The organism is Luedemannella flava, from assembly GCF_039528515.1.
GTDB classification, from domain to species: Bacteria; Actinomycetota; Actinomycetes; order Mycobacteriales; family Micromonosporaceae; genus Luedemannella; species Luedemannella flava.
In genome coordinates this window covers 111,010-123,605 of record NZ_BAAALT010000059.1, presented here as the reverse complement: position 1 = coordinate 123,605, position 12,596 = coordinate 111,010, and the positions used below count along the sequence as shown (strand labels likewise).

Annotated in this window: 11 protein-coding genes and 1 tRNA gene; 4 read left to right on the top strand and 8 right to left on the bottom strand. The window is 66.7% G+C overall.

From position 1 onward, the window contains the following. Positions 1-1,180: 1,180 nt before the first annotated feature. The 6 genes from ABD211_RS12350 to ABD211_RS12325 all read right to left on the bottom strand — a co-directional run bounded on the left by ABD211_RS12350 (position 1,181) and on the right by ABD211_RS12325 (position 6,614). Positions 1,181-1,585 (bottom strand): hypothetical protein, encoded by a 405-nt coding sequence (locus ABD211_RS12350; RefSeq protein WP_344129635.1) that lies wholly within the window; start codon positions 1,583-1,585, stop codon positions 1,181-1,183. 267 nt (positions 1,586-1,852) lie between these two features. After that, positions 1,853-2,323 (bottom strand): PPC domain-containing DNA-binding protein, encoded by a 471-nt coding sequence (locus ABD211_RS12345; protein WP_344129632.1) that lies wholly within the window; start codon positions 2,321-2,323, stop codon positions 1,853-1,855. Beyond that, positions 2,310-3,383 (bottom strand): asparaginase, encoded by a 1,074-nt coding sequence (locus tag ABD211_RS12340; protein ID WP_344129650.1) that lies wholly within the window; start codon positions 3,381-3,383, stop codon positions 2,310-2,312. Before ABD211_RS12340 ends, ABD211_RS12345 begins: the two co-directional genes overlap by 14 nt. A 39-nt stretch (positions 3,384-3,422) precedes the next feature. Further along, positions 3,423-5,060, bottom strand: a complete 1,638-nt coding sequence (locus ABD211_RS12335) for an XRE family transcriptional regulator (protein ID WP_344129625.1) — start codon at positions 5,058-5,060, stop codon at positions 3,423-3,425. A 67-nt stretch (positions 5,061-5,127) separates the two neighbouring features. Continuing rightward, on the bottom strand, positions 5,128-6,039 hold the full coding sequence (locus ABD211_RS12330; RefSeq protein ID WP_344129622.1) for an aminoglycoside phosphotransferase family protein: 912 nt from the start codon (positions 6,037-6,039) through the stop codon (positions 5,128-5,130). After that, positions 6,036-6,614: a metal-dependent phosphohydrolase gene (locus tag ABD211_RS12325; RefSeq protein ID WP_344129619.1), complete on the bottom strand. Its 579-nt coding sequence runs from the start codon at positions 6,612-6,614 to the stop codon at positions 6,036-6,038. The genes ABD211_RS12330 and ABD211_RS12325 overlap by 4 nt, the downstream gene beginning before the upstream one ends. Positions 6,615-6,652: 38 nt before the next feature. Between ABD211_RS12325 and ABD211_RS12320 the strand changes: the two genes are divergently transcribed. Then, on the top strand, positions 6,653-7,102 hold the full coding sequence (locus tag ABD211_RS12320) for a hypothetical protein (protein ID WP_344129616.1): 450 nt from the start codon (positions 6,653-6,655) through the stop codon (positions 7,100-7,102). On the opposite strand, the gene ABD211_RS12315 is transcribed toward ABD211_RS12320, so the two are convergent. Together ABD211_RS12315 and ABD211_RS12310 are read right to left on the bottom strand one after the other, a co-directional pair. Beyond that, the gene (locus tag ABD211_RS12315; protein ID WP_344129647.1) at positions 7,099-7,626 is read right to left on the bottom strand and encodes a hypothetical protein; all 528 of its coding nucleotides are present in this window, start codon (positions 7,624-7,626) and stop codon (positions 7,099-7,101) included. The genes ABD211_RS12320 and ABD211_RS12315 overlap by 4 nt on opposite strands. Before the next feature lie 560 nt (positions 7,627-8,186). Continuing rightward, positions 8,187-8,257 (bottom strand) — tRNA-Cys (locus tag ABD211_RS12310). A gap of 530 nt (positions 8,258-8,787) precedes the next feature. Here ABD211_RS12310 and ABD211_RS12305 point away from each other — a divergent pair. Genes ABD211_RS12305 through amrS form a run of 3 tightly spaced genes read left to right on the top strand, consistent with a single transcriptional unit; the run spans position 8,788 to position 12,594 of the window. Next, positions 8,788-9,822 carry a threonine aldolase family protein gene (locus tag ABD211_RS12305; protein WP_344129613.1) on the top strand — a complete coding sequence of 345 codons (1,035 nt, stop codon included), beginning with the start codon at positions 8,788-8,790 and terminating at the stop codon, positions 9,820-9,822. Further along, a complete protein-coding gene (locus ABD211_RS12300; protein WP_344129644.1) occupies positions 9,819-11,102 on the top strand; it encodes an O-acetylhomoserine aminocarboxypropyltransferase/cysteine synthase family protein in 1,284 nt (427 codons plus the stop codon). Before ABD211_RS12305 ends, ABD211_RS12300 begins: the two co-directional genes overlap by 4 nt. 25 nt (positions 11,103-11,127) lie before the next feature. Further along, complete coding sequence (gene amrS / locus ABD211_RS12295) at positions 11,128-12,594, top strand: AmmeMemoRadiSam system radical SAM enzyme (RefSeq protein ID WP_344129610.1); 1,467 nt, start codon at positions 11,128-11,130, stop codon at positions 12,592-12,594. Positions 12,595-12,596: the final 2 nt, after the last annotated feature.

Below are 12,596 nucleotides of genomic sequence, written 5' to 3'. Positions count from 1 at the left end.
CCGCCGCCTAGATCAACAACACTGCGAAAGTCGAGCGACTGTCTTGCGACGTTGGATGAGCCTGGGGCGGCCTCGCGTCATTCCCGACCTCCTCGGCTGCAGGTCATTCCTGTTCACTGTATGAGCAGCTCATGCCTATCGATGCAACATCGACGCCACATTACGCCGCATCATCGGTGCCGCACATGTCCGTCGACCGCGCGCTGGTACGGAGGGATCACAGCGTGTTGGCTGTGTGAAGGTACCGGGGCGGGTGCCGGGTTGCGACGTTGGACGAGAGTCCTGCGTAAACGTCCGAGGTCATCCCCGCCCGTTCCGGTGTCACCAGACCTTTGATCAAGGACGGATCGGTCACGAGATGACGTTGCTGAAACAGGCGGTTGCCCAACGCCGGCCGGCGCGAGCCAGCCGGCACGCTGCGAAAGCAGTGGCGAAGGCAGCGGCGCGTAGCCGGAGGCGCCGGACGCGGTCGCGGTGGTTGAACTCGGTTGCGCTCGGTGAGGCCGCCGCACCGTTGATCAATTCGCCCTACCCGGCCGGCTGGCTAGCCGCCTTTGCCGAGGCCGACCGGTCGGACGGTGTTCGCCGTTCGCGGTATGTGTCCGCCCGGGCATGGCCGTCGCGCGATGGTGGTGGCTGGTGACCTGGTCGCCGTGGACTGAGGGCCACCGCCTATTTAGGCGCAAGGCAAATCGTCATCGAGCAGCGAGGCGGTATGCCTTCCTTTCGGACGGCTGGTACGGAGGACCTTGGATCAGTTCGCGCACAGCACGGAGAGGAGACCGAGATGATGCCGGTTAGACGACCAGACCCTTCTTGGTGGGCGCACGAAACTTGGGACGGCCAGCCTTTGCGAAACGCCCTACGGGCACGTGACCTCGCGCCCGTCTTCGGGTTCCTGGCTGCCCGCGGCTGGAGCAGAGCATCGATCGCGGCCGCGACCGGGCTGTCGGAGAACCGCGTGCGTGGCATCGCTCAACGCAGGCAAAGGATCACCTCCTACGAGGTCCTCGAGCGTGTTGCCGAAGGGCTGCGTGTCGAGCGTGGGCTCATGGGACTGGCCTACACGCTGCAGCCAGGCGCTCGAGCGTTGGCCGACACGGCGCATGGACCAACCAGTCGGTCGTAGCGGCCGAGCGTAAGGCGTGCCGCCGCAGTGTTGTGGCCGTTAGCGCCGGCTTCAGCAGCGCAGAAGCGCGGCGGCTGAGGTCAACTGCCGGTGCACGATGACGCCGTGCGCGGTGTCGGTGGTGGCATCGAAGGCGCCGGTCGCGGCTTGCTCGATGAACCAGGCGGCGGCCCAGACCCGGTGCCAGCCCAGCGCCCACGTCGCGGCAGGGAGCCCGCCCCGCGATGCGAGGGCGTCTGGGTGCCCACCGGCCGCGACGTACAGCCCGAGCAGGTGTGCGACCCGGTCGTGGTCGGGTCGATGGCGTGTGCCGAACCAGGTTGCCAGGTCCAGCAGGCCAGGACCGTGGAAGGCTTTGCCGAAGTCGAGCAGCCGCAAGCCGGCCGGCCCGCGGTGTAGGGAGGTCGGATGCAACTCGCCGTGGCACAACCCGAACGGCTGCCGATCGGCACCCACAGCACGATGATCAGCCGCCGTAGCCAGGACGGCCAAGGGCTCATCCAGGTCCGCGGCGTCGCCGGCCCGCGGCCACCCACGAGCTCATCGGCTGCTTACTGACCGAGGCGAGCGGCTTGGACTGCGGCGTTTATCGCAAGTACGGCTACGGCCTGAGGAGATGGCCGGGCTTCACGACCGTCATCATGGGAGGCCGTACCCCTTCCGACAGGAATCGAGCGCGTAGCGGGTCAAAGAAGCGCTCTGCGGCTGCGGTCACCGAGTTGCTCACTCCGCTTTCCGATCGAAGTTGAGTAGCGGCACGTCGTAGAGGTCGGGGTTGCGTTCGCGGCGCATCCGGGGTTCGTTGATCTCGATGAGGAGCATTTCGGTGAGGAAGCGGACCTTCGCGCCGAGCAGGTGGCTGGTGTGGGCGGTGGCGCTGTGTTCCTTGAGCCCGACGGTGACGTGGATGTGCGGTGAGATCGTGCCGGTGGCCTCGTCGTAGGCAAGTGTCCCGCCGCCGAGGGCTTCGACGTTGGTGAGGTGGACGCTGGACCACACGGGGGCGAGGGGGTCTTCAAGTTTGGTGCAGGTGCCGACCACATCGACGGAGGCGAACCCGGCGATGAACATGGGGATGTAGCCCTGGCGGATGTTGTGGGTGGTGCAGAACTGGTTGAGTGCGTCGAAGAAGTCCTCGCCGTCGTCGAAGGCGACGCCGAAGGTGCGTCCGGGGGTGAGGTCAACGCCGCGCATGGCTGATCTCCTTTTCCGTGGGCCGTGCGGTGGTGTTCTGCGGCCACGGCCAGGTGGTGGTCGGGTCTGCGTACCCGCCGGCGACGGCGAACGCGTCGACGATCTCGGTCCGACTGGCGCCGGCGGCCAGGGTGGCGTGCAGGAGAACCCGCGCCTTGTAGGGATCGAGGAAGCCGGCGCGGATGAGTCCTCGTCCGAGGAGGTCGCGTTCGGATCCGGGGAACCCGTACGTCTGGGCGAGGACCGGGCCGGCGCCGGTGCGGGAGGCCAGCACGGTAGGGATCCGCTCGGCGAGTTCCGCCAACGGCACAACAAGATCAAGTGGTACGTGGCCGACGCCGAACCCGGCGACGACCAGCCCGTCGAACCGGTCGGCAATGCCGGTGAGGAGTTCGCCGTCATCGTTGAGGCTCAGGGTCACCAACGCCACTCGGGCGGGCCGCGTCTGGCCAGGTACGACGGTTCTGCCGGGTACGCAGTTGATCAGGTGGGGGTGGCCTTCGACGAGGTAGCCCAGCGGGCCGCCGTTGGGTGAGGCGAAGGTGGCGGTGCTGGTGGAGTGTGTTTTGCGGACCCGGCGGGCGGCGTGGATCTCGTCGGAGAAGGCGACGACGACACCGCCGCCGGCGAGGTGTCCGCAGGCTGCGGTCTGGATCGCGGCGAGGACGTTGGCCGGGCCGTCGGCGCCGGCGAGGCTCGGGTTGCGCATCGCGCCGGTGACCACGACTGGGGCGTGGCCGGTGTAGAGCAGGTCCAGGGTGTAGGAGGTTTCCTCGATCGTGTCGGTGCCCTGGGTGACCACGATGCCGGCCACACCATCGTCGTCCTGCTTCTGCATGGCGGCGGCGAGTGCGCGCAGGTCGTCGAAGGTCAGCGACGCGCCAGGCTTCTGGCGGAAGTCGAACAGGTCCAAGGCGACGTCGGCGTCGGCGAGGCCGGGGATGGCGGCGGTCAGGTCAGCCGCCGACAGGGTCGGTGTGATGCCGCCGACCGGGTTGGGCGTCATGGCGATCGTGCCGCCGAGAGTGAACAACGCGACACGCGCGGGGGCGGCCACCAACACAGTCCTCCTGCCAGAGCGGGTCAAACCTGGGCCAGCCTACTGGCCGGTGGCGCCGACGCTGGCCAGGAAACGGCATGCGCGGTCCAGGCCCTCGGTGGACAGCAGCCGCGAGCGCGGCCGCGCGATACCGGCGCTGCCGTACTCGCCGAGTTCGCCGCATCGGCGGACCAGCCACGCCCAGTCCAGTTCCAGGTAGTCGGCCAGGCGTCGCAGACGGTCCCTTGGTGTAGGGGCTGCGACGACCGAGTGGGCGACTGTGTGCATGCTCACCTCGGCGTACTCGCGTAGGCGTGGCCGGGAGCCGGTCACGTCGACGTGCCAGATTCCGTCCGACCCGACCCAGTTCGCCACGACGGCGCGGTGCCCTGGGTCGAGGACGAACCCTTCGACCGTGGCGTACTCGGGGTCGACGCACACGCTGACCTCGATCGCGAACGACTCCATCAGCGCGACGGCGAGCAGCAGCAAGGCCCGTTCGCTGCGCGGTGATCCGCTGACCAGGTCCGGTGGCACGCACAGCGATCGCGTCACGCCCGCTTCTCCGACTTGGGCGGCGATGGTCTTGAGGTAGTCCAGCTTGTGGGTGAACAACAGCCAGGTGCTGGCCTCCTCGCCGTGCTGCTCCCTGGTCCAGAATGCGGGGACCTGGGTGAACGAGGCGGCGTGGCGCAGGATGTGGCGTGCGCAGAACTGGGACCCGAGCCACATCTGCGACACCATGGAAAGCCCGGCGACAGTGTCGCGCGCCGCTGCCGATCTCGGCTGGGACTCGTAGTGGGCCATATCGCTGCAGTATTGAGCCAGTTCCGCATCGTCGGCGAGGAGGCAGTCATCGAGGTTCGCTACGGCCCACAGCACGCCCAGCGTCAGATCATCGAGCGCGTACGCCGCAGGCATGCTCAGCCGGGAACCAGGTAGCCCGCGGGTCAGGCGGCGCTTGGCTTCACGGGCTTCCACCCCGAACACGGTCGCATTGGACGGGCCGTGTGCCACAGCCAGGACCATGGCGCGGTGCGGTCGTGTCAGAAACGGATCTCGGGTGTAGTCCGCAGGTACGGCGGCAAGAACTGAATCGCCGATGATGGCGGGGAACGCCTGCACTTGAATGCTTGATCCGCTGAAGAAGCGCCCAGCGGGAACCGGCAACGCAGGCATGGCATCGTCGGCGACTGGTGCTAATGACGGTGCGGTGGCGGTCAACGCCTCCGCCCAGGTGCCCAGCGTGGGCACACTGGACAGGTACGCGAGCGAAGCACCGTACCCGGGTGTGGGAGCCAACGCGCCGCTTCCGCTCGGTGCCGGGAGGCCGCCGACGGCATCGCGGCTGTGCGGCGGACCCGGGGCGTTGGTGACCTGGGCGGAAACGGCGGTATAGGCCAGTCCCAGCAGTCCGCGGTCGATGTTCAGGCCGTCCGCGACGCGTTCGAGGACGTCGTAGGAGGTGATGAGTTGTTGGCCGGTGATGAGGGCGCGTACGCGGTTTTCAGTCAGCCCGCACGCGCCGCTGATGGCGGCCCTGCTCCATCCGCGAGAGGACAGGAACCGGAAGACGGCTCCGATGTCGCGGGCGCGCAGGATGTCGGGCATCGGCCGGGATTCGAAGACGCTGGTTGTCCACCAGGCACGATCCACCTGAAACCGCGTGTGGCCAGTGCCCGCCCGCGTGTTGGCCATGCCACGCAGCGTAGCGAACCATCGGCGATCGTGCGTAGTTCGGCAACGACTCGCCACGACGATGGTGTTAGCAGCGTAGGAGGATCGCGGCCGCAGCGAGTTGCCGGTGCACGATGATGCTGTGCGCGGCGTCCGTGGCGGCGTCGAACGCACCGGTTGTGGCTTGTTCGATGAACCACGCGGCGGCCCAGACCCGATGCCACCCGAGGGCCCACGCCGCAGCTGATAAACCGCCCCGGCAGACGAGCGCCTCCGCGTGCCCACCGGCCGTGACGTACCGCTCGATCAGGTCCGTGACCTGGTCCTGGTCAGGCGGCTGGCGGGTGCCGTACCAGGTGGCAAGGTCGAGCAAACCAGGTCCGTGGAAAGCCTTGCCGAAATCCAGCAGCCAGTACCTGTCCGCCCCGCGGTGGAGGGAGGTCGGGTGCAGCTCGCCGTGGCAGAATCCGAAGGGTTGTCGGTGGGCGCCCTCGGCACGGTGCTGAGCCGCTGCGACCAGTGCCGCCAGCGGCTCGTCCAGGCCAGCCGCGTCGAGGAACCGGCCGCTGCGCCGGAGCCTGACCAGCCGGTCCGTCGTTCGTCCGGGCAGCCGCGCGAGCTCGTCCGGCCCGTAGCGGCGAAGAGATTGAGGCGCCGGAGTCCGGTGCACCAGGGCGGCAGCTTGAGCGGCGTCGAGTTCGCCGGCGACGCGAGCTGGCTGACCGAGATCCTCCTGGAGCATGGCCAGGTGCCGGGCGTGATGTTCGGAACCCAGAACGCCGGGCACTGGCAGCCCATGGCGCTTAGCCCAGCGCAGGAGACTCGCCTCTCCCGTGAACGGATGTGTCGCACATTTGAAGATCACTGAACCGCGTGGCAGGCGTAGCCGGTAGACCACGGACAACTCCCACGCGTGGATCACATCGCACTGGTCTACCTGTAGACCGTGGCGTGCGGTCAGCTGGCCGAGCAGATGGTTGACCACATCCCTGTCGATCATGCCACGGTGGGGGCCGACGCGGCGTGCTCGAGGTGGCGCAACGCGGTGAGGAAGTCTGCAGTCATGGACGGCGGTGCCAGTCCGGTGCTCTGGCGGCCGAACTCGTCGAAGTGGGGAAGCAGCGCCACCAGGGCGGGTCGGGCGGCGAAAAACGCACAGACGTCGCCGCTGTTGCGAGCGCGTCGTAGCAGTGACCCGAGCGCGACGATCTTGTCGGCGGTGGAGGCGACCAGGACCGGGATGTCGCCCGCGGGGATGATCGGGTGGTCGGTGTCCAGGGCGAGATGCTCAACCTGCAACGCGCGCACGATGCGGGTGACCTCCGCGTCGTAGGTGCTGGTCAGGTAGGCGTCGAGGTCGAGATCGGGCGGAGCGAACTCGGGGCTGTCGTGCAGGAGCGCCGCCGCGAGCAGGACTGGTGCCGGCTGCTCGACGTGGCGGGCGATGGTGTCAGCGACGCGGACCGCGTGCGCGATGGCCGGGCGGTCATCGATGATCTGACCGACGCACCAGCGGCGGGCATCGCGCAGCGCGAGCGCCACCATCGGGTCACGCGGCACGGTGCGTAGGCTCATGGTGGGGGTCCTTCCTGGGTGCTGCGTAGGCTTGCCGCATGTCGGATGGGCCGTTGCCGCAGTGGTGCGAGAACACCTGTGTCGTGTGCCCGGCGCAGGTCTTGGGTCCGGGCCGTTTCGACGTGGTGGACCGTCCCGGACGCGAGTACGCCTACGACCCGAGCGTCGGGTGGCGGGTCGACCGCGACGGTGTGGCCGTGTGCGTGCACCCGTACCGGGTCGGACTGGCACCCGGCCGGTACGCCTCCGTCGGCGAGCCGCTGCCCCCGCTGGACGCGCCGGCGCCGCTGCCGACGGCGGCGGCCTTAGAGCTTCCCGACGACGTGGCCGATTTGGAAGGCTGGCTGGTGGGCCAGCTACGCGTCGTGTCGTCGAACTCGTTGGCCGCCGCCATCAGCCGGGCCGAGCGGGCTGCCCTGCAACGTTTTCCTGACCGGGATGTCGTGGCCGCGATGCGGCGGGTGCTCGCGGTAGAACTGACCCGTTAACCGGCTGCCGGCGCCAGCGTGTCGAAGTCGATGTCGTGGCTGGCGCCGTCGCGGCCGATGCCCGCCTCGCCGTAATGGCGGTTGAGGATGCCCAGCCGCCGGTTCACCTCGGCCGCGTCGAGCCAGTACCGCAGCGGCTGCTCACCCCATCCCGCCGCGCTGTAGAGCGCGTCCGTGTCGCAGCCGCGGGTGTAGGTGAACCGCTCCAGTTCGGTCGCGTGCGGGAACGTCACCCCCAGGTCGGCCTGCAGGGTAGTCATCACGGTGAACTGGGCCAGCACTGCGTGGATCATCTCGTCGATCGGCGCGGGAACGAGCAGCTCCGCGGCGGCCTCGTCACCTGCGGTCAGCTCGAACACGGCCGCCTTGAGCGCCAGCACCCGTAGCGCCTCGACCAGCAGCGGCTGCGCGTCACGCTCCAGCGACCACTGCGAGATCGTCGGGTAGCCGGTGAACGTCGCCCAGCACGTGGAGTACTTCATCGACGACGTGCGCAACCGCTCGTATGCCGGGTGCGCCTGCATGAGCGTGAGGATCTCGGCCGCGCGCTGGCCGACAACCTTGTTCGACGGCGAAACGGTATTCACCTGTCTTCTCCTTTGCGGGAACTTGGCTTGGAGGCGGTCCGTTGTCGTGGAACGGGCACCGGACGCCGACTTCGAGGTTGACCGATCAGGATGCGTCTCAACAGCCCATCGCGCCGGTCCACGGCAGACCCCCAAGGTGCCACCAAGAGACGGCCCGAGCCCTCGCGCCGGCAGGCCACGCGCTTCAGGGACCACGATGACCCCGCTGCTCACCCACGTCACGGTGTCGCCGCAGTTCCTGTCGCGGCCGGTCGGGCCGTAGATCGGTGTGACTCACCTTCGATCACTGGGCGGCGGCGGTGTTCCCGTCACGGTCACGGGCTGGTGTGCCTAAAGCACTGGGCCTGTGATCAGTCCCAAACGTGTTACTCGAGATGCCGCTCACGCGAGATCCACGGTCGAATACAACGGGTGGCTCGTGTGAAGGTCGGCCCAGCGTTGGGCGGTCTTCGCTGCCAAGGATCCGTTGAGGACGCCCGGCGCATTGGTGCAATCGGAGGCGGGTGCGGGAATCGAACCCGCGTATAGGGCTTTGCAGGCCCTCGCCTGGCCACTCAGCCAACCCACCCAGATGTCGACAGCTGGATCATCTTGTGCGGTTCTTCTGCCAACGAGCCGCACGGAATGCACCTTAACACCATGGCGGTGTAAGTCGCTGTAGCGCGAGTGATTAGAAACGGGCGTGTTTCATGATGGGGGCGCGAGGATGTGAGATGGCGCGGAATCGGCCACTTTGATCTTCGTGTTGCGGCCCGCACGAGTCTGGTTCGTTGTGATCGACTGGCTGGCGCAGGTGGCATTGCCGGATGCAATCACCGTGGGCGTCCATAGTGGCCCTCCATCGTGGGGGGCGACCCTGGGCCGTCACGTTGGGGCTGATGCTCGGGTCCTTTGCTTGGCAGACTCGCCTCCTGAGCGACAAGCTTCCACCGCCGTGATTGACCAATGCGTGTCGTGGCGATCCAGCGCCGGAGGCAGACGGTCGCGGATTGCCCCCTCCGTGAGGCGGCAGCAGCTCGTGGTGGGAGGCGACGGAGAATGGAGAAACACGGGCATGGGCCACGAGGCGGCAGTATCACCTCCCCTCCGGGACATGAAATGATCGACCTGAGGTCCGAGTCGAGCGCACGACTTGACCGTTCCGTCAGGGCTGCTCTGTTCTCCGAGGTCGGCGGAAACGATACGTATGACGAGGATGCTGCCGTACATCAGCTAGAGACGTTCCTTGCTGAATTGTTTGGAATGAGCGAAGCGCTCTTCGTGCCCACCGGTCGCATGGCAAATATCATCGCTGCGAGCGTACTGTGTCCGCCAGAAGGGGAAATTCTTCTCGACGTATGGGCTCACATGCTCAAAGCGGAGTATGGGTCGCTGTCGAACCTTCTCGGGCGCCAGGCGCGCACCTATTCGAGTGGCGACGGATTGCTTGAAGCGGATGCGGTCCTAGCACTCGTGCGGACCAGTCACACGACGCGGCCGACGAGGCTGGTGTGCATTGAGGACCCGCACATCGGACTCGGTGGGTCCCCGCAGCCATGGGCTGAGGTAGAGCGGCTAACGAGTGAGTTGCGGCATCTCGGCGTGGCCTCGTACTGCGACGGCGCACGCCTGTGGTACCGCAATCCTTCCGCCAGCGTTCCCTGGACTGTGTACGGGAGCGTCTATGACGCGTTGGCTGTCTCCTTGGTGAAGGGACCGGGTGCACCGGTGGGAGCAGCACTACTGTTCCGTGGGGCACATCGTTCCCATGCCATTGAGGTTCGTCGTGCACTCGGGGGTGGTTGGGCACGTCCGGGTCCGCTGGCAAATGCCGCCCTGGCTGCACTCGAGGCGAGACTGGGCCGAATGACAGGCGACTGCGAGTTGGCATGTCGGCTCGGTGAGCGCCTTGCCGGAGAACTCGGCCCGGACCTGGTGTCTCACAACATCAACATGGTCGAACTGCGGGTGACCGACAGCTCTGAGTTCTTTGACGGCTGCAAAGAACTCGGTGTACTGCTGTTCCGACCAGAAGCGCACCGAGTCCGCGCCGTCGTCCATCAGGACATAGCGGAAGCCGATGTCGACCGCGCCGTTGACGTGATCCTCACCGTCGCGGGGTCGATGCAGATGGTGAGTCGGTGCGCCGCATGAGCCCGGGTTTCGAAACGACGCAGATCCACGCCGCTACGGAACCAGACGGTCCGCTCGGCGCCCGACAGGTGCCGATCTATCCGGGCAATGCATTCCTCCTGGGCGACTTCGAGCGGGCAGCCCGACTGTTCAGTCTGGACGAGCAAGGGCCGATCTACACCCGCATGGGCAACCCAACCATCCAAGCTCTGGAAGGTCGGATTTGTGCCCTCGAAGGCGGGAGCGATGCTCTGGCCGTTGCCAGCGGCCAGGCCGCCGAGATGATCCTATTTCTGAATGCCGCTCGGGCTGGCGAACACATCGTGGCATCTCCCGTCTTGTACGGAGGCAGCACGAACCTTCTGCGCCGGACCCTGTACGACACGGGGATCGACGTGACGACAGTCGCGGACCCACAGAGCCCGTCCAGTTGGGCAGCTGCTATCCGTCCCAATACCAAGTTGCTGTTCGTCGAAACGATCGGAAATCCTACGAACTCGGTCTACGACCTCAGCGCCATCGCAGCTGTGGCGCACCAACACGGCGTCCTTTTCGCGGTCGACAACACCGCCGCGACGCCGTACCTGTTCCGCCCTCTGGAGGTGGGGGCGGATCTGGTCCTGCACTCGGCTACCAAATTCCTTGGCGGCCATGGCACCGCTGTGGCCGGAGTCATCGTTGAGGGCAGTTCGTTCGACTACGCCTCATCAGGTCGTTATCCCCGACTGATGGAGCTGGATCCCGGGTATCGGATCAGCTTCTGCGACCGCTTTCCCTCAGCCCCGTTCGTCGCCCGGGCGCGCTACAACCTGTTGCGCGACCTTGGTCCCGCGCTGTCACCCTTCACCGCGTGGGCGGCGCTCCAGGGCATTGAAACCCTCAGCCTGCGCATGCAACGCCACGTCGAGAACGCCGTCGCGGTCGCGTGTTGGTTGGATACCCAACGCGACGTGGAAGGCGTCGGCTATGCCGGCTTGCCGTCGAGTCCGTACCGGCCGATGGTCGAAAAGTACCTCCCACGCGGCGCCGGCGCGGTCTTCTGCTTCGACATCGCAGGCGGCCCTGACCGCGCGATCCGATTCGTCCAGGCGCTTCGGCTCTTTAGCCATGCGGCGAACATAGGCGACATCCGCAGCCTTGTCATGCATCCGGCCAGCACCACCCACTCCCAGATGGACCCCTCGGAGCGAGCCGCGGCCGGAGTTACGGACACCATGGTCCGTCTGTCTATCGGCCTGGAAACCGCCGATGACCTCATCGCCGACCTAGCGCAGGCCCTGCAGGCCAGCGCGTCCTGCTGACCCACTGACTGGACTTGGAGGCCACATGCCCCGCGACGTGCAGCAGCACAAGTGGCAGCGTGAGACACACCCCGCGCGACTCTGGACACCCCAGGACGACGGGAGCGTGGTGTGCCACCTGTCGCCACGCAACTGCCGCATCAAGGACGGCAGCAGCGGATTCTGTCGAGTGCGTGTGAACCGGGGCGGCGCGCTGGTGACCCTGAACTACGGCAAGTCAGTCGCGATGACTGAGGAGAACATCGAGACCGAAGCCGTGTTCAACTTCGCGCCCGGCGCCCGGATCCTGTCGATGGGCAACATCGGCTGCATGATGAACTGCGACTACTGCCACAACTGGCAGACCTCCCAGGCCAGCTACGTCGGCGACGACGTGGTCCGGACCTACACACCTGAACAAGTGGTCGATGAGTGCCTTTCGCGAGGCATCAACATCATCTCCTGGACCTACAACGACCCGGTGGTGTGGCACGAGTTCGTCATGGACACCGCTGCGCTCGCCCGTCAGCACGGCATCATCAATCTCTACAAGTCGGCCTTCTACATCGACCCCCGCGCCATCGACGATCTCACGCAGGTCATCGACATCTTCAGCCTTTCGCTGAAATCCATGGATCCTGTCTTCTACAAGCGGGTCACGAAGGGCCGCCTCGAACCGGTCTTGGCCGGCATCGAGCAGGTCTACCGCTCCGGGTGTCACCTCGAGCTGTCGATGCTCCTGGTCACCGACGCCAACGACGCCCCAGGTCAACCCGAGAGGGTCGCCAGCTGGATGCTCGAGAATCTCGACGCGGATGTCCCGCTGCACTACGTGCGCTTTCATCCGGACTACAAGTACGTCGATGTGCCGCGAACGCCTATCGACCGCCTGGTCCGTGCCCGCGCCGCGGCTCTCGAACTGGGCATGCGCTACGTGTACCTCGGCAACGTCTACGGCCAGAACGGAGCCAACACCTACTGCCCCAACTGTCAGGCGCTTCTCATCGAGCGGGTCGGCCTGCGGGCTACGGTCATGTCCCTGTCCGACAAGTCATGCTGCAGCGTCTGCGGGTTCCAGACCTCCATCCGGCAGCCCTTGGCCGGCATTGCGAGCCAGCCCGTAGCTGCGGTGGACGTGTCGGCGTATGAGAGCAGCCCGTTTCTTTGGCACGGCGACATCAACGCCGTCCACGTCGAGGTCCGCAACTGTGGGCCTGACCCCTGCACCGTGGTAGCCATGTCGGCGGGCGGAACTACCGACGGCCAGCCGCTTCGCGTCGTACCCCTCGACGTGGCTGGCGAGTTCCGGTTCATGGTGTCGCGGACGGAGATCGACCAGATGGGCATCACCGTTTGCCACCCAGGTATCAACGTGCGGTTCTTCGAGGTGTTCGACCGGGCCCACTATCCGACCCAGAGCACGGGGCAGGTGACGCACACCAGCGACGCCGTGCCCGAACCGGCGTTGTTGGGAATGCCGACCCAGCGTCCCCGTAGTGGCCCGGCGGAGTAGGC

Bases quoted from the DNA above. Each gene is read 5' to 3' on its own strand.
- ABD211_RS12345 (WP_344129632.1), bottom strand. From the start codon at position 2,323: ATGCGCGGCGTTGACCTCACCCCCGGACGCACCTTCGGCGTCGCCTTC.
- ABD211_RS12335 (WP_344129625.1), bottom strand. From the start codon at position 5,060: ATGGCCAACACGCGGGCGGGCACTGGCCACACGCGGTTTCAGGTGGAT.
- ABD211_RS12330 (WP_344129622.1), bottom strand. From the start codon at position 6,039: ATGATCGACAGGGATGTGGTCAACCATCTGCTCGGCCAGCTGACCGCA.
- ABD211_RS12325 (WP_344129619.1), bottom strand. From the start codon at position 6,614: ATGAGCCTACGCACCGTGCCGCGTGACCCGATGGTGGCGCTCGCGCTG.
- ABD211_RS12320 (WP_344129616.1), top strand. From the start codon at position 6,653: ATGTCGGATGGGCCGTTGCCGCAGTGGTGCGAGAACACCTGTGTCGTG.
- ABD211_RS12315 (WP_344129647.1), bottom strand. From the start codon at position 7,626: ATGCAGGCGCACCCGGCATACGAGCGGTTGCGCACGTCGTCGATGAAG.
- ABD211_RS12305 (WP_344129613.1), top strand. From the start codon at position 8,788: ATGATCGACCTGAGGTCCGAGTCGAGCGCACGACTTGACCGTTCCGTC.
- ABD211_RS12300 (WP_344129644.1), top strand. From the start codon at position 9,819: ATGAGCCCGGGTTTCGAAACGACGCAGATCCACGCCGCTACGGAACCA.
- amrS (WP_344129610.1), top strand. From the start codon at position 11,128: ATGCCCCGCGACGTGCAGCAGCACAAGTGGCAGCGTGAGACACACCCC.